Source organism: Hydrogenophaga sp. LT287, from assembly GCF_055702805.1.
Genome location: NZ_JBVPZC010000006.1, coordinates 1 through 24,773, shown reverse-complemented (window position 1 = coordinate 24,773; position 24,773 = coordinate 1). Strand labels below are relative to the sequence as shown.

The window sequence follows — 24,773 nt, the reverse complement described above, 5'->3', positions numbered from 1 at the left end:
GCATGTGCGCTGTATACTGGCGCCATTGTATTTAAGGTTGTCTCCTCTACCCTCCACGGGTGGATTTAAGCCCGGACCGGTTCTGCCAGTCCGGGTTTTTTTTGGCCGTTTTTGGGTCTGGATATGATCAGAACAGAGGAATCACCATGCCCGTTCGACCCAAAAAGACCGCTCCCCACGCCGAATTGCCGCTCGCGTCACCCGTCACGGCGCTGACCCCGGCCGACTATTTGAAGAAAATTTTGACCGCCCGGGTGTACGACGTGGCGGTGGAGTCGGCGCTGGAGCCGGCGAAAAACCTGAGCCGGCGACTGAACAACACGGTACTGCTCAAACGCGAAGACCAGCAGCCGGTGTTCAGCTTCAAGCTGCGCGGGGCTTACAACAAGATGGCGCATCTGACGCCGCAGCAGCTGAAAAAGGGCGTGATTTGCGCGTCGGCCGGCAACCACGCGCAGGGCGTGGCGCTGGGCGCCAGCAAGCTGGGCACGCGCGCGGTGATTGTGATGCCCACCACCACGCCACAGGTAAAGGTGGACGCGGTGGTGGCGCTGGGCGGCGACGTGGTGCTGCACGGCGACAGCTATTCAGACGCCTACACCCACGCGGTGGCGCTGCAGAAAAAGCAGGGCCTGACGTTTGTGCACCCGTTTGACGACCCGGACGTGATTGCGGGCCAGGGCACGATTGCCATGGAAATTTTGCGCCAGCTGCAAAGCTTGGGCTCGGACCACCTGGACGCGGTGTTTGTGGCCATTGGCGGCGGCGGGCTGATTTCGGGTGTGGCCAACTACATCAAGGCGGTGCGCCCAGAGATCAAGGTGATTGGGGTACAGACCACGGACTCGGATGCGATGCTGCGGTCGGTGAAAGCGGGAGAGCGCGTAACGCTGCCCGACGTGGGCCTGTTTGCCGACGGCACCGCAGTGAAGCTGGTGGGCGAAGAAACCTTTCGCATTGCCAGCGGCCTGGTAGACGAGTACGTGGTGGTGGACACCGATGCGGTGTGCGCGGCCATCAAAGATGTGTTTGTGGACACGCGCAGCATTGTGGAGCCGTCGGGCGCGCTGGCGGTGGCGGCCATCAAACAGTATGTGGCTCAGCACAAAACCAAGGGCCAGACCTACGCCGCCATTTTGTGTGGCGCCAACATGAACTTTGACCGGCTGCGTTTTGTGGCCGAGCGCGCCGAGGTGGGCGAAGAGCGCGAGGCGCTGTTTGCGGTGACGATTCCTGAAGAGCGCGGCAGTTTTCGGCGTTTTTGCGAGCTGATTGGCACCCTGCCAGGCACGCCACGCAACGTGACCGAGTTCAACTACCGCGTGCACGACGCGGCCAAGGCGCATGTGTTTGTAGGACTGACCACGCAGGGCAAGGGCGAGTCGCGCAAAATTGCAGGCCACCTGGGCAAGCAGGGTTTTGACACGCTGGACCTGACGCACGACGACCTGGCGCAAGAGCACATTCGGCACATGGTGGGCGGGCATTCGCCGTTGGCGCACGACGAGCGCTTGCTGCGTTTTGTATTTCCCGAGCGGCCCGGTGCCTTGCTGAAGTTTTTGAGCCTGATGCGCCCGGGCTGGAACATCAGCCTGTTTCATTACCGCAACCAGGGCGCTGACTACGGCCGTATTTTGGTGGGCTTGCAGGTGCCGCCGAAAGACGACAAGGCTTTTGCCAAATTTTTGGACACGCTGGGCTACCCCTACGTAGAAGAAACGCAGAACCCGGTGTACCGTCTGTTTCTCAAAAGTTAACGCTAGGCGCACCGCATGGCTGTCGATTCTGTTTTTGAGCCGATCAACGGTCCGCGCAAAGCGGTGTTGCCCGCGGGCCTGCGGCTGCCTGCGGTGCTGCCCACGGCCGACGCGGCGCTGGACGCAGCGGTGACCCAGCGGCTGGCGCTGCAAGGCTTTCCGGCGCACGCGCTGGGGCGGCTGGAGACCTTGGTGTTGCAGCTCGCGCGCATTCAGAGCGCCAGCGCGCAGAGCTTTGACTTGCTGGTCTTTGACTCGCCCCAAGTGGTGGTGTTTGCCGCCGACCACGGCATTGCCGACGAGGGGGTGTCGGCCTTTGCGCTGGAGGTGACGCAGCAGCGCGTGGTGCACATGCTGCAAGGCCAGGCGCCGGTGAATGCGCTGGCGGCCCTGCATGGTTTTGACGTGACCGTGGTGGACGCTGGGCTGGCTTCGCACGCGGTTGTGCCCGAAGACGCTGCGCGGCGGGTACCGCTGGTGGTGCGCAAAATTGGACACGGCACACGCAACATGGTGCTGAGCCCCGCGATGTCCATCACGCAAGCCATTGCCGCCCTGCACGCGGGCATGGACGTGGTGAAGCACCTGCCGGGCAATGTGCTGGCGCTGGGTGACGTGGGGGTGGGCAGCACGTCGTGCGCGGCGCTGCTGCTGTCGCGTTTGTGTGGCGTGCCGCTGGCCGACGCGTGCGGGCGCGACCACCACCAGGAAGGTGGCTTGACCAACGCTCAGTTGCAAAACAAACTGGAAAAGCTGTTTTTAGCGGCCTCGCGCCACCGCAAGGCCGTGACCCCGCTGGACGCTTTGGCGGCGATGGGTGGCTTTGAGATTGCCATGATGGTGGGCGCCATGCTGCAGGCCGCCAGCGAGCGCCGCGTGGTGCTGGTGGACGGCTTTGTGGCCAGCGCTGCGGCGCTGGTGGCGCGCGGCTTGTGCCCGGCGGTGGCCGATTACCTGGTGTTTGGGCACCGCTCGGCCGAGCCGGGGCACCGGCTGCTGCTGATTCACCTACAAGCCCAGCCGCTGCTGGACATGGAATTGCGCGTGGGCCAGGCCTCGGGCGCCCTGCTGGCCTGGCCGCTGCTGCAAGCCGCACAGAGCCTGCTGGAACACTGAGCGGCTGAGCGTCTTTTGCTCAGGGTGAGGTGGGAACTTCAGGCAAAGACAGTTCAACCGTGGCAGGCCCTTGCAACGCAGGGCCCAGGCGCACGGTGTTGCGGCTGACGGACTGCAGCACCAGGCCACCGTCCAGCACGGCACCCACGCGGTAGGGCCGGGGCGGCTGGCCATCCAGGCCGATCAACGCCGCGCCCTGGGCCGCACCCACCGAGACCACGCCCAACAAGACGTAGCGACTCGGCACGGGCACAGGCGCCTGAGCCACATCGGCAACCGCCACCACCGGCAAAAAGCCCAATGCACGGGCCACCACGGCGGGGTCTGCCACGGGCAAGGCCAGGGGTGCAGCCGCCACGGGCGTGACCGGCGTGCGGCCCATGGCCAGCAATACCCAATACCCCGCACTCAAACCCGCAGCAAGCCACAACACACCCGCGGCCACAGCGGGCCAGGGCCGGCGCGTGGCCGAGGCGCTGGCATGGCCGTCACCGGGGTAAACGGAATGGCTGAAAGAGGACGCCTTGGTCATATGGCCGCATTATGATGGACGGTGAAGCCCAAGAGCCCAGGAACCTCTTGGCCTTGTTGACCTTGGACAACGCGCCATCTCAGGGAAATTGACATGAACCACACCGACACCCTCACCCCCTGCCCTGCCAGCCTGCCGGCCCGTTTTGGGCGCTCGCTGCAGCGGGGTTTCACGCTCATTGAACTCATGGTGGTGCTGGTCATCATTGGCGTGCTGGCAGCCCTGATCGTGCCCAACGTGCTCGACCGCGCCGACGACGCCCGCGTGACCGCCGCCAAAACGGACGTGAACAACCTGATGCAGGCGCTGAAACTGTACCGCCTGGACAACCAGCGCTACCCCACCAGCGAACAAGGCTTGAACGCGCTGGTAACCAAGCCCTCGGCCAGCCCCGTGCCGCCCAACTGGCGCCCTTACCTGGAAAAACTGCCAGCCGATCCATGGAGCCGCCCTTACCAATATTTGAACCCTGGCGTGCATGGCGAGGTGGATGTGTTGTCGCTCGGTGCGGACGGCCAGCCCGGCGGTGAAGGCCGCGATGCCGATCTGGGCAGCTGGCAGTGACACGACACCCCCCCGCGCCGCTTCGCTTCGCCTTGCAGGCCGCAACACCGCCGGAGGCGGTGTTTCTTCGGGCTGTCCAAGTCTGCGCAGGCAGACCTGGAGCCGCGGCCCTCAGCCCCCCAGGGGGACGGTGCCTTTGGACCGGCGGAGCCGGATCTTCGGCACCCGCTGGGCGAAGGTATGTCTTGCGCGGGGCGCTACTGACTCAGACCCGTTGTGCAGAACTCCCCGGCTCATCGGCGGAGGTTTGAATTGCCATCCACCTTGTCACCCACCTACCGTCCACAGTGGGGCTTTACCCTGCTGGAGCTGATGGTGGTGGTGGCCATTGTGGCGCTGGCCACCGCCGGCGCCACGTTGGCGCTGCGCGACAGCAGCGCCACACAGCTGGAGCGCGAAGGGCTGCGTCTGTCGGCGATGCTGGAGTCGGCCCGCGCGCAGTCGCGCACCAGTGGCGTACCGGTGGTGTGGCGCCAGCGGCCAGACGGTTTTGAATTTGTGGGCGTGAAGCCCAAACGCGTGGCCCAAGACTCTCTGGCAGAACCCCGCAGCTGGCTGAGCCCCGAAACCCGCGCCGAGGTGACGCTACCAACCGGCGCCCAGGTGCTGGTGCTCGGCCCCGAGCCGCTCATTGCGGCGCAGCGGCTGGTGTTGCTGCAAGGCGACCGGCAACTGACGCTGGCCACAGACGGCCTGTCGCCCTTTGCCGTGGTGCCCACGCCATGAACCCATGAAACAGCGCGGCTTCACGTTGGTCGAGATTTTGGTGGCGCTCGCTGTGGTGGCCATCACCTTGTCGGCCGGGCTGCAGGCCACGGGCGCCCTGACGCGGGCCGCCACCCGCCAGAGCGACCAGTGGCTGGCCCAGCTGTGTGCCGAAAACGAGTTGACGCGGTTGCGCCTGTCACGCCAGCTGCCAGGGGTGGGCGACAGCACGGTGGCGTGCGAGCAGACCGGGCAAACGCTGCAGGTGCGGCTGTCGGTGCTGCCCACGCCCAACCCGAACTTTCGCCGCATCGACGCGGTGGTGACGGCGCCGGTGGATGGCGTGGCGGTGCAGCTGCTGACGCTGTCCACCGTGCTGGGGCGGTATTGATGGCGCCCCCCCGCAGCGCCACGCGCTACCCCCTCAAGGGGGCAACGCCTGCGGTCTGGCAAAGCCAGTCCCGCGGCGTACTGGGCTCGGGCATTTCACGCCGGTCAAAGGACCTTTTGGGGCCTGCTTCACGACAACGCGGCTTCACGCTGATCGAGCTGCTGGTGGCGATCACGATCATGTCGATGCTGGCGCTGCTGAGCTGGCGTTCGCTGGACGGCATGACGCGCACCCAGACCCTGACCCAGCAGCGGGCCGACGAGCTGCTGCGCCTGCAGGCGGGGCTGGGCCAATGGGGTGCTGATCTGGACGCGGTGGTGGAAACCGGTGAGGTGAGCGCCTTGGAATTCAACGGCCAGGTGCTGCGCATGACGCGGCGCGACAGCGCCGAAGCGGGCTTGCAGAGCCCGGGCTTGCGGGTGGTGGCCTGGGCGCGGCACACGCCAGACCAGCGTTCGGACCCAGCGGCCGTTGGGTCGGCAGGCAACGCCAGCGCGGGCTTGGCCCAATGGGTGCGCTGGCAGTCGCCCCCGCTGGTGCGGCGCGACGAGCTGGCACGCGCCTGGCAGCGGGCCGCCGAATGGGGCAGTGGCGGGCGCCTGTCCACCAACGGCGGCGCTGGCGGCGGCAACGACACCGCCGTCGCGCTCTTTGGCATTGACCAGTGGCAGCTGTTTTACCACCGCGGCGAAACCTGGGCCAACCCGCAGTCGTCGGTGGGCACGGAGGCCACCGGCGGCGAGGTGGCGGGCACCACAACGACCACCGAGCTGCCCAATGGCGTGCGGCTGGTGTTGACGCTGTCCGCAGGGCAAAGCCTGTCGGGCCAGTTGGTGCGCGACTGGGTGCGCCCCACGCTGCAGGCGGGCCGGCCATGAGCGGCACACGCAGGCCACAACCCAGCGCTGTGCAGCGCCAGCGCGGTGCAGCGCTGTTGCTGGCCATGCTGGTGGTGACGCTGGTGGCCACGCTGGCTTCGGCTGCGCTGTGGCAGCAATGGCGCGCCACCGAGGTGGAAACCGCCGAACGCCAGCGCCTGCAGGCGGGCTGGATTCTCACCGGGGCCCTGGACTGGGCGCGCCTGATCTTGCGCGAAGACGCACGCGGCAACATGAACAACAACAACGCCGACCACCTGGGCGAACCCTGGGCCATGCCGCTGGAAGAAGCCCGCCTGTCCAGCTTTTTGGCGGCCGACCGTGAAAACAGCGCCGACGATGTGCTGCAGGCCTTTCTGTCGGGCGAGGTGATCGATATGCAGTCGCGGCTCAACTTCATGAACCTGGTGAATCTGAGCGGCACGGGCGCCGCCACCAAAGCCGAGGTTTCAGAGCCCGACCTGGCCGCTTTCACCCGGCTCTACGAACAGCTGGACCTGCCACTGCCCGAGCTCAACGCGGCGGTGGACGAGCTGCTCAGCACCACCGCGCTGGCCGCCAACGACCCCATGCCCTCGCGCACCGCGCTCAAGCCCCGCAAGCTGGCGCACCTGGGCTGGCTGGGCATTGGGCCGGGGAGCCTGGCGGCACTGGAGCCCCATGTGGCGGTGCTGCCCGAACGCACCACGCTCAACATCAACACCGCCAGCCCGCAGGCCCTTGTGGCCAGCATGCCGCAGCTGGACATGGCGCAGGCGCAGCGCCTGGTGACCGAACGCGAGCGCAGCCCCTTCAAGACCCTGGCCGACGCCAGCCGCCTGTTGCCGGCGCTGGAGAACCAGTTGACGGGAACCCGGCACGGCACCCGGAGCAATTATTTCGAGGTGCGGGGTCGCCTGCGGCTGGACGACGCGGTGATTGAAGAGCGCTCACTGGTGGTGCGCAACAACCTGGATGTGAGCGTGAGATGGCGCGAGCGCATCGCTGGCCAGTAAATAAGCCAGGCCGGCTGCTCCGCCTCAACGCACCACCTCACGGGCTCTCTAGAATGGCACCCAACCGTTTCCCACCCCACCACCGCCCCACCCTGTGCTGATCCTCACCCCATCCGACTTCTCCGTCGCGCCCGCCAGCGGGCCCACGGCCCTGCTCGACTGGGCAACGTCCAGCGACGGCCAGCTGGTGCTGGACCATGGGCACTGCGCAGCCTCGCTGCTGCCACGCGACGACGACGTGGTGCTGGTGCTGCCGCCGCGGGCTGTTTCGTGGCACCGCCTGGCGCTGCCCAAAGTGGCCAACGCCAAGCTGAGGGCCGTGCTGGACGGCTTGCTGGAAGAACGCGTGCTCAGCGACACCAGCGAGCTGCATTACGCCCTGGAGCCGGGTGGCCGTTCGGGGCAGACGGTGTGGGTGGCCGCCTGCAACAAGGCCTGGCTGCAAAGCTGGTTGCAGGCCCTGGAAGCTGCAGGGCGCCCGGTGGCGCGCATCGCCCCCGCGCTGTGGCCGTTGCCGGCGTCGGCGCTGACCACGCCCGACCACCCCGCCTCACCCACCCTGCACTGGGCGCACGACGAAGGCAACCAGGTGTGGCTGGCCAGCGCCAGCCCGCTGGGTGTGATCTGCACCCCCCTGCGCGAAGGCGGCAACAGCACCTTGGGTGATTCGGCCTTTGGCGCGCTGACGGCCGCCACGGGCACCGACCCCTGGGCAGCCGACCCGGACACCACACGCTGGCTCGCCGACCCGGCCGTGGCCTCGCTCGCCGAGCGCACGCTGGACCAGCGCTTTGAACTGGTGCCCCGCGCTGTGTGGCTGCTGCAGTGCGCGCAGTCCGACTGGAACCTGGCCCAGTTTGACCTGAGCCTGTCGTCTGGTGCGCGGCGCGGGCAGCGCTTGAAACAACACCTGCGCCGCTGGCGCAGCGCGCCCGCCTGGCGGCCTGCCCGCTGGGGCCTGGCCGCACTGGTGGCGGTGCAACTGGTGGGCCTGAATGTGGCGGCTTGGGCCGAGCGCAGCAGCCTGGACGCCAAGCAGAGCGCCATGCGCCAGGTGCTGCAACAAGGCTTTCCGCAGGTGGCGCTGGTGCTGGACGCGCCCCTGCAAATGCGCCGCGAACTGACCCGGCTGCAACAAGCCAGCGGCACGCTCTCGGCCGGCGACCTGGAAACCATGCTGAGCGCCATGGCACAGGTGGCCCCTGGCGCCTTGCCTGAGCCCACCGCCATCGGTTTTAGCCCGGGTGAAGGCCGGTTCAGCGGCTGGCGCGCCAGCGAAGACCAGGTGCGCACCCTGCAGCAGAGCCTGGAACAAAACGGCTGGCGAGCCCGCTTTGACGGCAACGAACTGACGCTGCAACCCACCGAGCGCTGAAACATGGCCAAAACCCCGCACACCAACCCCCTGGCCCGCTGGACCGCGCCACTGCAGGCGGCCTACAGCCGCCTCGCACCCCGAGAGCAACGCGCCTTGTCCCTGGCCGCCTGGGTGGTGGGTCTGGGCCTGCTGTGGTGGCTGGCGGTGGCGCCGGCCCTGAACACACTGCGCCTGGCGCCCGAGCGCCACGCCCGCCTGGACGAGCAGCTGGGCCAGATGCGCAGCATGGCCGCCACGGCCGAGAGCCTGCGGGCGCAAAACAGCGCCAGGCCCATGAACCGCGACGACGTATTGCGGGCTTTGGAACAGGCCACGACCGGCCTGGCCGGCACGGCGCAGCTGGCGGTGCTGGGTGACCGCGCCACCCTGACGCTGAACAACACACCGCCCGATGCGCTGGCGCAATGGCTGTCGCAGGTGCGCGTGAACGCCCGGCTGATGCCACTGGAAGCCAAGCTCAACCGAGCCACCGAGCCCGCCGCCTGGAGCGGCACGCTGGTGCTGGGCGGTCCCGGCTTGGGCGGGAGCTGAGGCATGGCAAGCACATGGCCCCAACGCGCCGCCTGGCTGGGCGCACTGGCTGGCCTGGCTTTGGCGCTGTTGCTGTTTGCCCCGGCGCGCTGGCTGGCCCAGGCGCTCAACAGCGCCACCGGCGGCCAGCTGCAGCTGGTCAACCCCAGCGGTACCGTGTGGCAAGGCCAGGCCGACCTGCTGCTGACCGGCGGCGAAGGCAGCCGCAGCGAGTCGGCCCTGCCCCAGGGTGTGCGCTGGCGGCTGAGTCCGCGGCTGGCCTCGGGCGCGCCTGCGGTGGGCTTGCTGCTTTCCGCGCCGTGTTGCACCCCCCAGCCGCTGGCGCTCTTGCTGCTGCCCCGCTGGGGTGGCGCTGAATTGCGCGTGGCAGCGTCCAGCAGCTACTGGCCCGCCGACCTGCTGGTGGGCCTGGGCACCCCCTGGAACACCCTGCACATGGAAGGCCAGCTGGCTCTGCAAACCGAAGGCCTGACCCTGCGCTGGGACCAGGGCCGCACCAACCTGCAAGGCAGCCTGGTGGTGGACGCACAAGATGTGTCTTCGCGCCTGTCGCGCCTGCGCCCTTTGGGCAGCTACCGTTTCGCACTCAAAGCCGCCGCCGATGGTCATACCGCCACACTGGACCTGACCACCGTGAGTGGTGACCTGCTGCTGCAGGGCAGCGGCCAGTGGGTTGGTGGCCGTTTGCGCTTCAAGGGTGACGCCCAGGCTGCCGCCGGACGCGAGGAAGCCCTGACCAACCTGCTCAACATCATGGGGCGGCGCCAGGGCCCGCGCTCGGTGTTCAACATTGGCTGACCGGACCACCAACCGAACGATGGCCCCAGCCTTATGCCCGCAAGACCATGCCCGTCCCGCGCCCGGAACCCCCGGGCGGTGGACCGACTCATTCAACGCAACATTGCGCCACCCCACGGTCTGCGCACTGGCGTCCGCGATAGGATCAAAACATGAACACGAATGACACCTGTGGCAGCACGACGCGCCCCGCACCTGGGCAACGCACGCCACGCAACCGCGCCGCACTGACCGCTGTGGCCCTGAGCACCTGCCTGGCGCTGGGCTTGGGCGTGCTGCCCGCGCCATCGCACGCACAGAGCCGCGCCAGCGAACCGGTGGTGCTGAACTTCGTGGGCGCTGAAATTGAAGCCGTGGCTCGCACCATGGCCACGATCACCGGGCGCAACGTGGTGGTCGATCCGCGCGTGAAAGGCACCATCAACCTGGCGACCGAACGCCCCGTGACGCCCGCTGTTGCGCTCAACCAGTTTGCGGCCGTGCTGCGGCTGCAAGGCTTTTCGCTGGTGGACACGGGTGGGCTGTACAAGATCGTGCCCGAGTCCGATGCCAAGCTGCAAGGCACGGTGGTCAACGCCGGTGCGGTGGCCTCGCTGCCTACCTCCAACCAGGTCGTGACGCAGATATTCCGCCTCAACCACGAGTCGGCCAACAACCTGGTGCCGGTGCTGCGCCCGCTGATCGGGCCCAACAACACCATCAACGTCAACCCGGGCAACAACTCGCTGGTCATCACCGACTACGCCGACAACCTGCAGCGCATTGGTCGCATCATTGCGGCGCTCGACGTTGCCGGCGCCACCGACGTGGAAATCATCCCGCTGCAACACGCGGTGGCGGTGGACATGGTGGCCCTGGTGAGCCGGCTGATTGAATCAGGCGGCGGCGGCGCCGCTGGGCAGGCAGACACGTCGTACAAAACCACGCTGGTGGCCGAGCCGCGCAGCAACAGCCTGGTGCTGCGCGCGGCCAACCCGGCGCGGCTGGCGCTGGTGCGCTCGCTGGTGGCGCGGCTGGACCAGCCCACCTCCCAAAACATGAGCGGCAACATCCATGTGGTGTACCTGAAGAACGCCGACGCCGTGTCGCTGGCGGCCACGCTGCGCGCGGCCATGGCCGGTGAATCGGGCGGGTCGGGCGGCGGCGCTTCTGCCCCTGCCGCCCGCCCGGCCACCGCAGGCAGCCCGGCCACCACGCCGGTGGCGGCCAGTGCGGCGCCGTCCACCGGTGGGCAGATTCAGGCCGACCCGGCCACCAACGCCCTCATCATCACCGCGCCCGAGCCGCAATACCGGCAGCTGCGCGCCGTGATCGACCAGCTCGACACGCGCCGCGCGCAGGTGTATGTGGAGAGCCTGATTGCGGAAGTGAACGCCGATAAGGCGGCCGAGTTTGGCATTCAGTGGCAAGGCCCGATCGGCAAGGCCGGCGACGGCCTGATTGGTCTGCTGGGCACCAACTTTGGCGCTGGCGGCAACAACATCATCAGCCTCGCGGCGGGCGCCCCGGGCACGCTGGCGCCCGGGGCGGGCCTCAACCTGGGCGCCGTCACCCGCACCAACGGGGTGTATGTGCTGGGCTTTCTGGCGCGCTTTCTGCAGCAAAACGGCGAGGGCAACATCTTGTCCACCCCCAACCTGCTGACGCTGGACAACGAAGAAGCCAAGATCGTGATTGGCCAGAACGTGCCGTTTGTGACCGGCCAGTTCACCAACACCGGCAGCAGCGAAGGCTCGGTCAACCCGTTTCAGACCATTGAGCGCAAAGACGTCGGTCTGACACTGCGGGTGAAACCGCAGATCAGCGAAAACGGCACCATCAAGATGACGATCTTCCAGGAGGTCAGCAGCGTGGCGGCGCAGTCCCTCAACTCGTCTGCCGGCCTGATCACCAACAAGCGCACCATCGAATCCACCGTGCTGGTGGACGACGGCGCCATTGTGGTGCTGGGTGGCCTGTTGCAAGACGAGTTCTCGGGCAACGAAGACAAGGTGCCCGGCCTGGGCGATGTGCCGCTGTTTGGCAACCTGTTCAAAAGCGAAAAACGATCACGCAAGAAGACCAACCTGATGGTGTTTTTGCGCCCGGTGGTGCTGCGCGATGCCCGCGAAACCAGCAACCTGACCCTGGACCGCTACGAGCTGATGCGCGCCCTGCAAAAAGACGGCCAACCCAAGCCCAACAGCCTGCTGGGCATCAACGAAGGACCCGTGATGGCGCCGCAGCGGGCACCGGCGGCATTGTTGCCTGAACAGCCCGCCGTGGCCACGCCGCTGGCGCCAGCACCCGCACCGGCATCCACACCGCTGCAGTGAGGCCCAGGCTGTGAAATACCCGCTGCCCTACGCCTTCGCCCGCGAACACCACTGGCTGCTGGAAGACGACGGCCAGGCGCTGACCCTGCTGGGTAGCAACTCGCCGGCCGCCGACGCGGCCGCACAAACCCGCCGACTGTCGGCGCTGTCTGAAATTTTGCGCCGCCACGATGTGCGCGACATCCACTGGGAAAACGGCGATACGCTCAAGCAGCGCATCAGCGCCGCTTACGCCCAGGGCGAGTCGAGCGCGGCGGCGGTGGTGAGCGAAGTGCAGAGCGATGTGGACCTGAGCCGCATGATGCAAGACCTGCCGGCTATTGAAGACCTGCTGGAGGCCGCCGACGACGCGCCCATCATCCGCATGCTCAACGCCCTGCTCACGCAGGCCGCGCGCGACGGCGCGAGCGACATCCACATTGAGCCCTACGAACGCCATTCCAGCGTGCGCTTTCGGGTGGACGGCACGCTGCGCGAGGTGGTGCAGCCCAACCGCGCGCTGCACGCCGCGCTCATCTCGCGCCTGAAAATCATGGCCGAGCTGGACATTTCAGAAAAACGCCTGCCGCAAGACGGCCGCATTTCGCTGCGCATTGGCACCCGCGCGGTCGACGTGCGCGTGTCCACCCTGCCCAGCGCCCACGGTGAACGCGCCGTGTTGCGCCTGCTGGACAAAAGCGAAAGCAAGCTGAGCCTGGAGGCCGTGGGCATGCAGGGCGATGTGCTGACGCGTTTTCGCCACCTCATCACGCAGCCCCATGGCATCATTCTGGTGACCGGCCCCACGGGCTCGGGCAAAACCACCACGCTCTACGCCGCGCTGCAGCGCCTGGACGCCAGCGCGCAAAACATCATGACGGTGGAAGACCCGATTGAATACGAGCTGGCCGGCGTGGGCCAGACGCAGGTGAACGCCAAGATCGACCTCACGTTTGCCAAGGCGCTGCGGGCCATCTTGCGGCAAGACCCGGACGTGATCATGATCGGCGAGATCCGCGACTTCGAGACCGCGCAAATCGCCATCCAGGCATCGCTCACCGGCCACTTGGTGCTGGCCACGCTGCACACCAACGACGCCGCCAGCGCCGTGACCCGCCTGGCCGACATGGGCATAGAGCCGTTTTTGCTCTCCAGCTCGCTGCTGGGGGTGCTGGCGCAGCGCCTGGTGCGCAAGCTGTGCACCCACTGCCGCCGCCAGGACGAGCAAGGCCGCTGGCACCCGGTGGGCTGTGCCCACTGCGGCAACACCGGCTACAAGGGCCGCACCGGCATTTACGAACTGCTGGTGGTGGACGATGTCATCCGCCCCCTCATCCACAGCCGCGCCGCCGAAAGCCAGATTTTTGCTGCCGCCCAGGCCAGCGGCCTGCGCTCCATGCGAGAAGACGGCCAGCACCTGATCGATGCCGGCATCACATCACTGGAAGAGGTGATGAGTGTGACCAGAGATTGACCCCCGCGCCGCCTGCGGCGTCACCCCCCAGGGGCGATGCGGTGCGGCCCGGCCAAGCCGGTTCCGCCGCATCCTGCAAGGGGGCACGCGCGCCGGCCTGGTCAGATGTACGCTAGCTCACTTCATACCCCACGCTTGTCACATGCCCGCCTACACCTTCGAAGCCCTGGACGCCCGGGGCGCCACGCAAAAAGGCCTGATCGACGCCGACACCGCCAAGGCCGCGCGCAGCCTGTTGCGGGCTCGCGCGCTGGTGCCCCTGGTGGTGGAGCCGGCCACCTCGGCCGGGGGTGAGCAGCGGGCGCAGGGGCTCAACATCACGCTCTGGGGTGGTGGCGTGTTCAACGCCACCACACTGGCGGTGTGGACCCGGCAACTGGCTGGCCTGGTGGCGGCGGGCTTGCCACTGGAACGCGCCCTGGCCGCGCTGACCGAAGAGGCCGAAGACGACAAGCAGCGCAACCTGATGGCCGACTTGCGGTCTGAGGTGAACGGTGGTTCGCCGTTTGCGCGGGCGCTGGCGCGGCACCCCAAAGAGTTTGCCGATATTTACACCGCCGTGATCGCAGCCGGTGAGCAAAGCGGCCAGCTCGGCACGGTGCTGGAGCGCCTGGCCGACGACCTAGAAACCCGCGAAGCGCTCAAAAACAAACTGATTGCCGCCTCGCTCTACCCCGCCATCGTCACCGTGGTGGCCATCGTCATCGTGGTGTTTTTGGTGGCTTATGTGGTGCCGCAGGTGGCCGGGGTGTTTGCTGGCAGCAAGCGCGCCTTGCCATTTTTGACGGTGGTGATGCTGAACCTGAGCGACTTTGTGCGCAGCTACGGCTGGCTGATGCTGGGCGCGCTGGCACTGGGCACCGGTGCGCTGACCATGGCGCGGCGCAACGCGGGCTTGCGCCTGACCATGGACGCCGCCTGGCTGCGCCTGCCGCTGGTGGGCAAGCTGGCCCGGGGCTACAACGCCGCCCGCTTTGCGGGCACGCTGGCCATGCTGGCGGCGGCGGGGGTGCCCATTTTGCGGTCGCTGCAAACCGCCGCCGAAACCCTGAGCAACCAGGCCATGCGCGCCGACGCGCTGGACGCGCTGGTGCTGGTGCGCGAGGGTGCGCCGCTGGCTTCGGCGCTGAGCAGCAAAAAGCGCTTTCCGCCGCTGGTGGCCATGTTTGCCCGGCTGGGCGAACAAACCGGGCAACTGCCGGCCATGCTCGGCCGTGCCGCGGACCAGCTCAGCGCCGAAGTGCAGCGCCGCGCCATGCACCTGGCCACCATTCTGGAGCCCATGTTGATCGTGGGCATGGGCCTGGTGGTCATGTTGATCGTGCTGGCGGTCTTGATGCCCATCATTCAGCTCAACCAGCTTGTTGGTTGACCCCCCGCGCCGCGCCTAAGGGCGCGTCACCCCCCAGGGGGCGATGCGAGTGGCCCGGCAAAGCCAGTTCCACCGCATCCTGGGTGGGGCACCTCGCGCCGTTGAGATGATGGGTTTTGGATGTTTGCCTGACTCGGCTGAGCCTTCGCATTTGGGCTACGCTTCAGCCTTCTGATTTCTTGCAAAGGCGATTCCCCATGCCTGTCACATTGGATGGTCAACTGGTCGTGGCGATTTCTTCGCGGGCCTTGTTCGACTTTGAAGAAGAGAACCGGCTGTTTGAAACCGGCGACGACCGGGCTTACATGAAGCTGCAGCTGGACCGGCTGGAGCAACCCGCCTTGCCGGGTGTGGCGTTTTCGCTGGTGCGCAAGCTGCTGGCCTTCAACGATGCCGACGCGCAGCGGGTGGAGGTGGTGATTTTGTCGCGCAACGACCCGGTGTCGGGCATGCGGGTGTTTCGTTCGGCGCAGCACTACGGCCTGCCCATTCAGCGCGGCAGCTTCACGCGCGGGCAGCCGCCCTGGCGCTACCTGCGCCCACTGCGCGCCAACCTGTTTTTGAGCACGCATTTGGCCGATGTGCGCGCCGCGCTGGACGCCGCCGTGCCGGCCGCGCAGGTGTACCCGCAGTCGGTGCACGCGAGCGACGCGCACCCGCACGAGGTACGCATTGCTTTTGACGGCGACGCGGTGCTGTTTTCGGACGAGGCCGAGCGCGTGTACCAAGCCGAGGGGCTGAGTGCCTTTCAGGCGCACGAGGCCAGCCACGCCGGCCAGCCGCTGGCTGGTGGCCCGTTCAAGCCGTTGCTGGAAGCCCTGCACCGCCTGCAAACCGAAGGCACCAACAACATGCGCGTGCGCACCGCGCTGGTGACCGCGCGCAGCGCCCCGGCGCACGAGCGCGCCATTCGCACGCTGATGAACTGGGGCATTGACGTGGACGAAGCCATGTTTCTGGGTGGCCTGCCCAAAGGCCCGTTTCTGCGCGAATTTGAACCCGACTTTTTCTTTGACGACCAGACCGGGCACATCGAATCGGCCTCGATGCACGTGCCCTCGGGGCATGTGGCGTCGGGCATTTCCAATGGATGAGATCCCCCGGCTTGCTGGGCAGGCTCCGGGTGGGCCATGCGGTGTGGTCCTGCAACACCCGTTTCAGCGCATCCTTGAAGACACCGATCACGATCTGTTGAGACACCTTCGATGACCCAAGCCCTGTCCAAATTCCAAAGCTTTCGCCTGTTTGCCGGCAAGGTCGGTGCGCTCGCCGCACCCTACTTCAACTCGGAAGAAAAGTGGCGTGCGCGCGCACTGCTGGCGGCGATTGTGGCGCTGAACCTGGCGGCGGTGTACATGCTGGTGCTACTCAACGAATGGAACCGGGTGTTTTACGACGCGCTGCAAAACAAGGACGCGCCGGTGTTCTGGCGCGAGCTGGGGCGCTTCACCTACCTGGCGTTTGGCTTCATCGTGATCGCGGTCTACCGCTTCTATTTGACGCAGCTGCTGGAAATGCGCTGGCGCGCCTGGATGACGGTGCATTACGTCAACCGCTGGCTGGCCAACCAGGCTTTCTACCATCTGGAGCTGGCGCGCTTTACCGGCAACGGCAACGGCGACAAAACGCCCGACAACCCGGACCAGCGCATCGCCGAAGACATGAACCTATTCACCAGCTACTCGGTGAGTCTGTCCATGGGCCTGCTCAACGCGGTGGTCACGCTGGTCAGCTTTGTGGGTATTTTGTGGACGCTCTCGGGCAGTTTTGCCTTCAGCTTCAACGGCGACGAGGTTGTGATTCCCGGCTTCATGGTGTGGATGGCGGTGGTGTACTGCGTGCTCGGCAGCGTCATCACGCACTACATTGGCCGCCCGCTGATTGGCCTGAACTTTCGACAGCAACGGGTTGAGGCCGACTTTCGGCACCACCTGGTGCGGGTGCGCGAATACAGCGAATCCATTGCGCTGGACCGCGGCGAGCCGGTCGAAAAACGCCAGCTGGGCAGCCGCTTTGGCGAGGTGCTGGGCAACTACCTGCAACTCATCCGCGCGCAAAAGCGGCTGACCTGGTTCACGGTGGGCTTTGGGCAAGCTGCTGTGGTGTTTCCGTTCATCGTGGCCGCGCCGCGCTTTTTCAGCGGCGCCATTCAGCTGGGCGAGCTGATGCAAATTGCCTCCGCCTTTGGCCGCGTGCAAGACGCGCTCTCATGGTTTGTGGACAACTACGACCGCCTGGCCACCTGGCGCGCCACCACCGACCGCATCACCAGCTTTGAAGCCAGCTTTCAGGCCCTGCAAGCCAGCGCCCACACCCAGACGGTGGCCACACCCCACACCGAAGACGTGCTGTCGCTGGACGACCTGCACCTGAGCCTGCCCGGCGGCACCGCCCTGCTCGCGGTCAACGGTTTGCAACTCAACCCGGGCGACACGGTGTTGGTCAAAGGCCCGTCGGGCAGCGGCAAGTCCACCCTGTTTCGCGCGCTGGCGGGCATCTGGCCCTGGTCCGTGAGCCGGCTGCGTCCCCCGGTCGACTTTGACGCCCGTGTGATGTTTTTGCCGCAGCGCCCTTACTTCCCCAACGGCGCCCTGCGCCACGCGCTGGCCTACCCGGCCACGCCCGAGCGCTACACCGACGCCGAACTGCAACAAGCCTTGAGCGACGCCCTGCTGCCCCACCTGGCCAGCCAGCTCGACACCGAAGACACCTGGGGACAAAAACTTTCAGGCGGTGAACAGCAGCGTCTGGCCATGGCCCGTGCCTTCTTGAAAAAGCCGCGCTGGCTGTTTGTGGATGAAGCCACCAGCGCCCTGGACGAAACCGCCGAAGCCACGTTGTACGAGCGCCTGAAAACCATGGTGGCGCAGGAAAACGGCGCCCTGGTGTCCATTGCCCACCGGCCCACGGTGGCCGCGTTTCACAACCGGCAATGGACGCTGGAGCCCAATGAAGCTGGCGGCACGCGCTACCGGCTGGTGAACGCGGTGTAACGACCCAGCGCCCGCTGGGCAATTCAGCCCCAGGGGCTCGCCGCTGCGCGCGCCCCCTGCATTCCCCTTCCCCGTCTTCCTGCTTCCCTCCCATGTCCGCTCCCCTCACCACCGACGCGGGTACCACCGCTCTTTCCACTCCGTTGGCCCGCCCGGGCCGCGCCATGCTGGCGCTGGGCATCGGCAGCTTTGCCATTGGCACCGGTGAATTCGTCATCATGGGCCTGCTGCCCGAGGTGGCACAAGACCTGGGGGTCACCATTCCCAAGGCCGGCCATGTGATCAGCGCTTATGCGCTGGGTGTGGTGGTGGGCGCACCGGTGCTGGCCGTGCTCGCCGCCACCTGGGGCCGCCGCGCGCTGCTGGTGGCGCTGATGCTGGTGTTTGCACTGGGCAACTTTGCCAGCGCTGTGGCGCCCGGCTACGCCTGGCTCAACGTGTTGAGGTTCGCGGCCGGCATGCCGCACGGCACCTACTTTGGCGTGGCTGCGCTGGTGGCGGCCGGGCTTGCCGCGCCGGGCCAGCGGGCGCGCGCCATTGGCCTGGTCATGACTGGCCTCACGTTGGCCACCCTGCTGGGCGTGCCGCTGGCGGCCTGGCTGGGGCAGCTGTTTGGCTGGCGTGCCGCCTTTGTGCTGGTGGGCGCCATGGCCTTGCTGGCCGCCGCGCTCATTCACCGCGAAGTGCCCGCCATGGCCGCACCACCCGGCGCCAGCCCGCTGCGCGAGCTGGGTGCGCTGCGCAACAAACAGGTGTGGCTGACACTGGGCATTGGCGCCATTGGCTTTGGCGGCCTGTTTGCGGTGTTCAGCTATGTGAAACCCACCATGATCGAAGTGGCCGGCCTGCCGCTGGCCGGGGTGCCGGTGGTGCTGGCGCTGTTTGGGCTGGGCATGGTGGTGGGCAATGTGTTGGGCTCGCGACTGGCCGACCGCGCCCTCATGCCCACCGTGGGCGGCATGCTGGTGTGGTCCATCGTGGTGCTGGTGGCCTATGTGTTCACCGCCCATAGCGTGGTGCTGGGGTCCATCAATATTTTCCTCATCGGCACCACCGTGGCCATCTGCCCGGCGCTGCAACTGCGGCTGATGGACGTGGCCGGCGAAGCCCAGGTGCTCGCTGCAGCCCTCAACCACTCGGCCTTCAACATGGCCAACGCGCTGGGCGCCTGGGTCGGCGGCCTGGCCATCAGCGCCGGCCTGGGCTGGACGTCCACCGGCTGGGTGGGCGCCTTGCTGGCACTGGCCGGGCTGGGCGTGTTTGCGTGGGCGGTGGTGGACGCTCGCTCGCGGCCTGCTGCGGTGATCAAAGGGCCGGTTCGCGTGATGCCGTAAAGCCGGCGAGTGGGCCAATCAAGGCTGTGTCTCAGAGGGGCTGTACCCCGCCCACCCCCGCGCCCGCAACTCACAAGCCGGGCAACTGCCGCACCCGTAGCCCCAGGCGTGGCGGTGTTCGCGGTCGCCGAGGTAGCAGGTGTGGGTGTGTTCCACGATCAGGTCCACCAGCGCGGGCCCGCCGCCGGGCACGCCCGAGTTGCTGCCCAGTTCGTGCGCCATGCGCCAGGTGTCGGCTTTGTCGATCCACATGAGCGGGGTGTCGATGAGGAAACGGTGGTCCATGCCCAAGCTGAGCGCCACTTGCAGGGCTTTCATGGTGTCGTCGCGGCAGTCGGGGTAGCCTGAAAAGTCGGTTTCGCAAACGCCGGTGACGATGACCTGGATGCCGCGGCGGTAGGCGAGCGCGGCGGCCAGCGTCAAAAACAGCAGGTTGCGCCCGGGCACGAAGGTGTTGGGCAGGCCGCTGCTCTCCATGCGAAAGGCCATGTCGCGGGTGAGCGATGTTTCGCTCACTTTGCCGAGCACGGCGAGGTCGAGCACATGGTCTTCCCCCAGGCGCTCGGCCCAGGAGGGGAATTGCTCGCGCAGCTGGCGCAGCACCACCAGGCGGGCTTGCAGCTCAACGCTGTGGCGCTGGCCGTAGTCAAACCCGATGGTTTCGACGCGCGGGTAGCGGGCCAGGGCGTGGGCGAGGCAGGTGGTGGAGTCTTGCCCGCCTGAAAACAGGACGAGGGCACTGGTGTGGTGGGGCGTGGTGCTCATGGGCGCGATGGTAGCGCCTGACCCGTTCAGAGCAGCCGCTGGGAGCGCTTGCCCGCGTGGTCGCGGCTGGTGGCGAGCATGCGAATGAGGGCGCGGTTGGCGTGTTCAAGCGAGACGTCGTGCTGCTCGCAAATGGCGGGCAGCTGGCGCAGTTTGTCGGGGTCGCCTTGGGCCTGGGCGATGTCGATCAGCGGGAAGTAAGGGCCGTCCTGGCGCATCACGGCGTCCAGCACCCGGCCCGACAAGGGCAGCTTGCCGAGCAACTCGGCCAGGGGTTTCTGCATCAGGCGGTCGAGCTGGGCAAACAGCGCGGTGGTGTAGACCTCGGCACGCAGGTTGTCTTCAGAGCCGGGCTCCAGCAGGTGCTGGGCCAGGCGCGAACGCATGACCATGGCGTAGCGCACGGGGTGCAGTTCGGGGTTGTTGTCGCTGCCGGGCAGCTGGTCGCGCAGCCAGCGTCCCAGGGCGGTGAAGCCGAGCATCATCAGTGCGTGGCGCAGCGAGTCGATTTCGTGGCGCAACCCAAAGGCGGCCGAGTTGACGAGCAGCAGCAGGCGGTACACCAGCACAGGGTCTTGGCGCACCAGGCGCTCCAGGTGTTCGAGCGAGCTTTCGTCGTCAATGGCCTGAAAGATCTGCTCGATCACGCGGGTGTCGCAGGCCAGCGGCTGTTGGCGGTGGGCAAACAGCACGTCTTCGTCGGGCCAGCCCAGCAAACCCCAGGCGCCAACCTGGTCGAGGCAAAGGGCGGCAAGGTGCCGGTCGGCAATGCCTTGGTAGATTTGACCGGGACACAGCGCGGCGGGCATGGGCGCGGCAAAGGGGTTGCCGGATGCTTGCTGGGCATGGGCCCGCAACGCCTTCAAGGTGTCTTCAGGGCTCAGGCTGAGCAGGCTGCGTGCGTCCAGCGGCGCGTTGAACGCGCTGCAGCTGGCCGAGGGGCCGGCGTGGCGCAGCAGCTGGTGGCCGTTGCGCTGGGCCACGGCCAGGCGTGCCAGGCTTTCAGGGGTTTCAAACAAGGCGGCGGGCACTTCCAGCCAGGTGTTGTGCACGGGCGGGCACACCAGCGCCTGCTGCAACAGCGCGGGGGACTCAACCGACAGAATCAGCACCGGGGCGGCGGCAGGCCAGTCGCTGCCCAGCAGCTGCAGCAGGTGCGGGGCGTCCACCGACTCGGGGTGAATGGTGTGCACCCGCAGGCGCACGGCGACCAGCTGGCGGGCGGGGTTCCAGACCGGCTGGTAGCCCAGGGCAATGCTGTCTAAAACGGTGTGGCTCATCATGGCGTGTCAACCCGGTGGCGGGAATGCGGGGGTTAGCCCACGTACTGGAACAGCGACAAGCGCTGCACCTGGGCGTAGGACTTGAGGGCGGCTTCCAGGCCGACTTGCTGGCTCTGAAAGTCTGAAATGCCTTGCACCATGTCCAGGTCTTCCAGGCGCGAGCGCTCGGCCTTGTAGTCCACGGCGCGGTCACCGAGCAAGCCGTCGATGGCGTCGGCGCGGTTGAGCCATTCGCCCGACTGGCTGCGTGCCTGTAGCACACGGTCGTGCCCGGCGTCGAGTTCGGTGAGGGTGCGCGACAGGGTGTGGGTGAGCTGCGTGGTGCCGCTGGTGGCGGTGCTGCGCAGGGCGTCGATGGTGTCTTGCACCACTTTAAAAATGTTGGTGGGGCCGGTGGCGGGGCCCACCTCAATGGTGTCGCCGTCGGCCGGGGTGCCACTCATCTGGAACGACATGCCGTCAAATTCCACCGCCTGGCCGCTTTGGTAGGGCACGTTGGCCAGCTCGAGCACCGGGGGGGCGGTGGTGGTGTTGGTGATGCTGTACTGCATGACGCCGCCGACGTTGGCAAAGCCGACGCTGTAGGTCTGCCCGGTGAGGTCCGAGGGGTTGGTGACCTGGCCCACATCGGTGCGCACACTGCCGGTGTTGCTGGCGGGCAGGCTCAGCGTGAAGCTGCCGTTGCCCTGGGGAATGCGCATCCAGATGGCTTCGCCGTCGAGCGCCTGGGGCAGGCTGTTGTTGCCCGCGGCTTCCTGGCCGCGCAAGCCTTCAAAGCTCACGGCCGAGCCGCCGGCGCTGTACACGTCCACAAACGGCGTGGTCGAGCCACCCAGGCCGCCGAACAGGGTGCGCCCGGCGCTGTCTTTGCGGTTGGCCACCGACAGCATCTGGTCACGCAGGCCTTCGAGCTGGGTGGCCAGGTCGCGGTGTTCCCGCGGGCCATAGGTGCCGTTGCCCGCCGCGACCATGAGGTCGCGCACCTGCTGGATCAGTTCGCCGGACTCGCCCAGCGCGCTTTCGGCCTGGGCCAGGCTGGTGCGAGAAGCTTCCACGGCGCGCAGGTCGGCGGTCACACGGGAGAGCCGGTTTTGCGCCGTTTCAGACAGCACGGCCGACACCGGGTCGTCGCTGGCGCGCTGCACCCGCTTGCCGGTGGAAATGCGTTCTTGCTGCGCATTGAGCTCGCCCTGGCGCTTGACCAGGTTGGAGATCGTGTTGTCGTAGCTGTTGGCGGTGGCGACTCTCATGGGGTTTCCTTACCGGGCTGGCGTTCAGCGGCCCACGGTTTGCAGCAGGGTGTCAAAGGTGCTCTGCGCCACCTGCAGAAACTTGGCGGCCGCCTGGTAGGACTGCTGAAACTGCAGCAGCCGGGCGGCCTCTTCGTCCAGGTTGACGCCGGCCACCGCCGCGCGGGCGTTTTCTGCGCTGTCAGCCACCTGGCTGGAATAGCCGGTGGCAAATTTGGCACCCTGCACCTGGGTGCCGAGCACCGACAACAGGCTGCTGTAGCCGTCGGCCATCGACACGCCGTCAAAGGTGGCCTGGTCGCGCAGGGCCAGCACAGCTTTCGCGTTGCCGCCGTTTTGCGGCGTGGAGCCGGGCAGCGCGGCGCCGATGGTGAAGCTGTCGCCGGCGGCCGGGCTGCCGCGCAGGGTCAGGCTCCAGCCGTTGATCTCTATGGCCTTGCCAGGGGTGTAGGTATACACCGTGCTCGGGTCGGCGGAGGTGGTGAAGCTGCCGTCGGCCTGAAACGTGAGCGTGACGTCGGTGATGGGATAGACCGAGGGCGAAACCGCGTACAGACCTTCGATGCTCATGCCGCCGGCGTTGTTGGCGCCGGGCGTGACCTGCACCGGGCTGGCCGAGGCCAGGCGGTCGGGGGCGCCCACGGCCACTTGCATGTTGCGGGCGGCGTCGGCAAAGGGCCGCACGCGAAAACTGTCGCCCGGGTTGGCGGCGCCAGCGGTCACGTCAAAGCGCAGGCCGTCCAGCTCGGCCGGCAAGCTGGTAAACGCGGTGCTCACACCGTCGGACAGGCGGACCACGTTGACGCCCAGCGCGTCAAAGCGAACTTCGTAGTCGGACGCCTTGAGCGCGGTGGCATCGCTCACCGTGGCGGCCAGTTCGGCCGAGCCGGTGTTGGCCCCACCTGGCATGCCCGCGCTGGGAGCGGCCGGCACAAAAAAGTCCGCACCCGCGTTGCCCCTGAGGTCCACACCCAGGCGGTGCTGGGTGTTCATTTCGGTGTTCAGCGCCAGCGCCATGCGGCCCAGCAGGTTTTGCATTTGCGGCAGGTCTTGGCCCAAAAAGCTGAGCAGACCGCCGAGCTGGCCGCCCACCGAAGCGTCGTCCAGCGCTTGCGTGGTGCCGCCCTGCACAAAGCCAATGTGCAGGCGCGAGGTGTCGATGCTGTCGCGCACGGTGGTGAGGCTGTTGGCGCGCTGCCCCAACACCAGCGGCTGGCTACCCGCCACAAACACGCTCATGGAACCGTCGTCGGCGGCCACGGTGCTGATCTGCACGTACTGGCTCAGCTCGCCCAGCAAAGCGTCGCGCTGGTCCAGCAGGTCGTTGGGCTCGCCGGTGGTGCCCTGGTTTTCAATGATGCGCTGGTTGACCTTGGCAATGTCTTGCGCCAGCCGGTTGATGGACGTGACCGAACTGTCCAGCTGCATGCGCCCGCTGTAGGCCAGCGAATCGATTTCGCCCGCCGTGTCGCGCAGCCGGGCCGACAGGTCTTCGGCCCGTGCCAGCACCACCACGCGGGCCGACAGGTTGGTGGGCGAAGACGCCACGTCCGACCAGGCGTTGAGCATGTTGTTGATGGCAGCGCCCAGGCCGTCCTCTCCAATGGGGAACAGGCCTTCGAGCTGTTGCATGCGCGAAAAGCGCTCGCTGTCTGCCGCCGCCACCGAGGTGGCCAGTTGCGATTCGCGGGTCAGGTAGGCGCTGTGGGTGCGGCTCACGGTGCCGATTTCAACCCCTTTGCCGTAGTAGTTGCCGCCCAGCGTCTGGTAGCCCGAGGTCTGCATCGTCACCGACTGGCGCGAATAGCCAGCGGTGTTGGCGTTGGCAATGTTGTGGCCAATGACCTGCAGCGTGGCCAGGTTGGCGTTCAGGGCACGCGAGCCAATGTTGAGTGCGGCAGACATGTCAGTGACTCCCCAAACCGGAACGGGTGGGGCACATCAGCCACCGGCTGTGGGCAAACCTGCGGGCGCTCATGACTGGGCGCGCTGAATGCTCAGCGTGGTGTTGATGGCGCGGCTGAGCTTGGCGGCGTATTGCGGGTCGGTGGCGTAACCGGCCTTTTGCAAACCGGCGGCAAAGCCCTGCACCGAGCCCAGTTGGTCCATCACCTTGTCGTAGCGCGGGCTGTTGCCAATGAGGCGGGCGTAGTCGCGAAACGAGTCGGCGTAAGAGTCGTAGGCGCGGAACTTGGCGGTCACTTTGCGCGGCTCGCCGTTGATGTATTCGGTGGTGTGTTGATTCATCAGTACAACTGAGCCAGTGATCACGTCGAATACTGAGCCACCGGGTTGATGGGTTTTTTGGCTATTCGGTTGTGGATAAGTCTATAGGGTCCGCTGGTTTTCGATCTCCTTTCTGA

The 24,773-nt window shown here is 66.9% G+C and carries 21 protein-coding genes and 1 pseudogene; 16 read left to right on the top strand and 6 right to left on the bottom strand.

What is annotated here, in order from left to right; all coding sequences use genetic code 11:
* The first annotated feature begins 146 nt into the window (after positions 1 to 146).
* A complete protein-coding gene (gene ilvA, locus AC0GNR_RS06930; protein WP_472900236.1) occupies positions 147 to 1,757 on the top strand; it encodes a threonine ammonia-lyase, biosynthetic in 1,611 nt (536 codons plus the stop codon).
* 15 nt (positions 1,758 to 1,772) lie between these two features.
* Positions 1,773 to 2,873: a nicotinate-nucleotide--dimethylbenzimidazole phosphoribosyltransferase gene (locus tag AC0GNR_RS06925; RefSeq protein WP_472900235.1), complete on the top strand. Its 1,101-nt coding sequence runs from the start codon at positions 1,773 to 1,775 to the stop codon at positions 2,871 to 2,873.
* Between the two features lie 19 nt (positions 2,874 to 2,892).
* Here the strand turns inward: AC0GNR_RS06925 and AC0GNR_RS06920 are convergent, their stop codons facing one another.
* Positions 2,893 to 3,405 (bottom strand): type II secretion system protein N, encoded by a 513-nt coding sequence (locus AC0GNR_RS06920; protein WP_472900234.1) that lies wholly within the window; start codon positions 3,403 to 3,405, stop codon positions 2,893 to 2,895.
* A 93-nt stretch (positions 3,406 to 3,498) separates the two neighbouring features.
* On the opposite strand from AC0GNR_RS06920, the gene gspG reads away from it, so the two are divergent.
* The 14 genes from gspG to AC0GNR_RS06850 all read left to right on the top strand — a co-directional run bounded on the left by gspG (position 3,499) and on the right by AC0GNR_RS06850 (position 19,112).
* Positions 3,499 to 3,969, top strand: a complete 471-nt coding sequence (gene gspG, locus AC0GNR_RS06915) for a type II secretion system major pseudopilin GspG (RefSeq protein ID WP_472900233.1) — start codon at positions 3,499 to 3,501, stop codon at positions 3,967 to 3,969.
* Between the two features lie 252 nt (positions 3,970 to 4,221).
* Complete coding sequence (locus tag AC0GNR_RS06910; RefSeq protein ID WP_472900232.1) at positions 4,222 to 4,695, top strand: prepilin-type N-terminal cleavage/methylation domain-containing protein; 474 nt, start codon at positions 4,222 to 4,224, stop codon at positions 4,693 to 4,695.
* 4 nt (positions 4,696 to 4,699) lie between these two features.
* Positions 4,700 to 5,065, top strand: coding sequence for a type II secretion system minor pseudopilin GspI (gspI, locus tag AC0GNR_RS06905; protein WP_472900231.1), 366 nt, complete (start codon positions 4,700 to 4,702; stop codon positions 5,063 to 5,065).
* Complete coding sequence (locus AC0GNR_RS06900; RefSeq protein ID WP_472900230.1) at positions 5,065 to 5,943, top strand: PulJ/GspJ family protein; 879 nt, start codon at positions 5,065 to 5,067, stop codon at positions 5,941 to 5,943. Before gspI ends, AC0GNR_RS06900 begins: the two co-directional genes overlap by 1 nt.
* A complete protein-coding gene (gene gspK / locus AC0GNR_RS06895) occupies positions 5,940 to 6,938 on the top strand; it encodes a type II secretion system minor pseudopilin GspK (protein ID WP_472900229.1) in 999 nt (332 codons plus the stop codon). The genes AC0GNR_RS06900 and gspK overlap by 4 nt, the downstream gene beginning before the upstream one ends.
* Positions 6,939 to 7,032: 94 nt before the next feature.
* A complete protein-coding gene (gene gspL, locus AC0GNR_RS06890) occupies positions 7,033 to 8,313 on the top strand; it encodes a type II secretion system protein GspL (protein WP_472900228.1) in 1,281 nt (426 codons plus the stop codon).
* 3 nt (positions 8,314 to 8,316) lie between these two features.
* A complete protein-coding gene (gene gspM, locus AC0GNR_RS06885; RefSeq protein WP_304839561.1) occupies positions 8,317 to 8,847 on the top strand; it encodes a type II secretion system protein GspM in 531 nt (176 codons plus the stop codon).
* A 3-nt stretch (positions 8,848 to 8,850) separates the two neighbouring features.
* A complete protein-coding gene (gene gspN / locus AC0GNR_RS06880; RefSeq protein WP_304839563.1) occupies positions 8,851 to 9,645 on the top strand; it encodes a type II secretion system protein N in 795 nt (264 codons plus the stop codon).
* Between the two features lie 152 nt (positions 9,646 to 9,797).
* On the top strand, positions 9,798 to 11,960 hold the full coding sequence (gspD, locus tag AC0GNR_RS06875) for a type II secretion system secretin GspD (protein ID WP_304839566.1): 2,163 nt from the start codon (positions 9,798 to 9,800) through the stop codon (positions 11,958 to 11,960).
* Positions 11,961 to 11,970: 10 nt separating this feature from the next.
* The gene (gene gspE, locus AC0GNR_RS06870) at positions 11,971 to 13,413 is read left to right on the top strand and encodes a type II secretion system ATPase GspE (RefSeq protein WP_472900227.1); all 1,443 of its coding nucleotides are present in this window, start codon (positions 11,971 to 11,973) and stop codon (positions 13,411 to 13,413) included.
* Positions 13,414 to 13,555: 142 nt separating this feature from the next.
* Positions 13,556 to 14,785 carry a type II secretion system inner membrane protein GspF gene (gene gspF / locus AC0GNR_RS06865; protein WP_472900226.1) on the top strand — a complete coding sequence of 410 codons (1,230 nt, stop codon included), beginning with the start codon at positions 13,556 to 13,558 and terminating at the stop codon, positions 14,783 to 14,785.
* 197 nt (positions 14,786 to 14,982) lie between these two features.
* On the top strand, positions 14,983 to 15,879 hold the full coding sequence (locus AC0GNR_RS06860) for a 5'-nucleotidase (RefSeq protein WP_472900225.1): 897 nt from the start codon (positions 14,983 to 14,985) through the stop codon (positions 15,877 to 15,879).
* Between the two features lie 111 nt (positions 15,880 to 15,990).
* Positions 15,991 to 17,778, top strand: a complete 1,788-nt coding sequence (locus AC0GNR_RS06855; protein ID WP_472900224.1) for an ABC transporter ATP-binding protein/permease — start codon at positions 15,991 to 15,993, stop codon at positions 17,776 to 17,778.
* 92 nt (positions 17,779 to 17,870) lie between these two features.
* On the top strand, positions 17,871 to 19,112 hold the full coding sequence (locus AC0GNR_RS06850) for an MFS transporter (RefSeq protein ID WP_472900223.1): 1,242 nt from the start codon (positions 17,871 to 17,873) through the stop codon (positions 19,110 to 19,112).
* Positions 19,113 to 19,130: 18 nt separating this feature from the next.
* Here AC0GNR_RS06850 and queC read toward each other — a convergent pair whose 3' ends face one another.
* The 5 genes and pseudogenes from queC to AC0GNR_RS06825 all read right to left on the bottom strand — a co-directional run.
* The gene (queC, locus tag AC0GNR_RS06845) at positions 19,131 to 19,877 is read right to left on the bottom strand and encodes a 7-cyano-7-deazaguanine synthase QueC (protein WP_472900222.1); all 747 of its coding nucleotides are present in this window, start codon (positions 19,875 to 19,877) and stop codon (positions 19,131 to 19,133) included.
* A gap of 26 nt (positions 19,878 to 19,903) precedes the next feature.
* Positions 19,904 to 21,157 carry an HDOD domain-containing protein gene (locus tag AC0GNR_RS06840; RefSeq protein WP_472900221.1) on the bottom strand — a complete coding sequence of 418 codons (1,254 nt, stop codon included), beginning with the start codon at positions 21,155 to 21,157 and terminating at the stop codon, positions 19,904 to 19,906.
* Between the two features lie 35 nt (positions 21,158 to 21,192).
* The gene (flgL, locus tag AC0GNR_RS06835) at positions 21,193 to 22,410 is read right to left on the bottom strand and encodes a flagellar hook-associated protein FlgL (RefSeq protein ID WP_472900220.1); all 1,218 of its coding nucleotides are present in this window, start codon (positions 22,408 to 22,410) and stop codon (positions 21,193 to 21,195) included.
* A 24-nt stretch (positions 22,411 to 22,434) separates the two neighbouring features.
* The gene (flgK, locus tag AC0GNR_RS06830; RefSeq protein ID WP_472900219.1) at positions 22,435 to 24,315 is read right to left on the bottom strand and encodes a flagellar hook-associated protein FlgK; all 1,881 of its coding nucleotides are present in this window, start codon (positions 24,313 to 24,315) and stop codon (positions 22,435 to 22,437) included.
* Between the two features lie 69 nt (positions 24,316 to 24,384).
* A pseudogene (locus AC0GNR_RS06825) lies at positions 24,385 to 24,645 on the bottom strand (glycoside hydrolase family 73 protein); the annotation flags it as partial.
* Between the last annotated feature and the right edge of the window lie 128 nt (positions 24,646 to 24,773).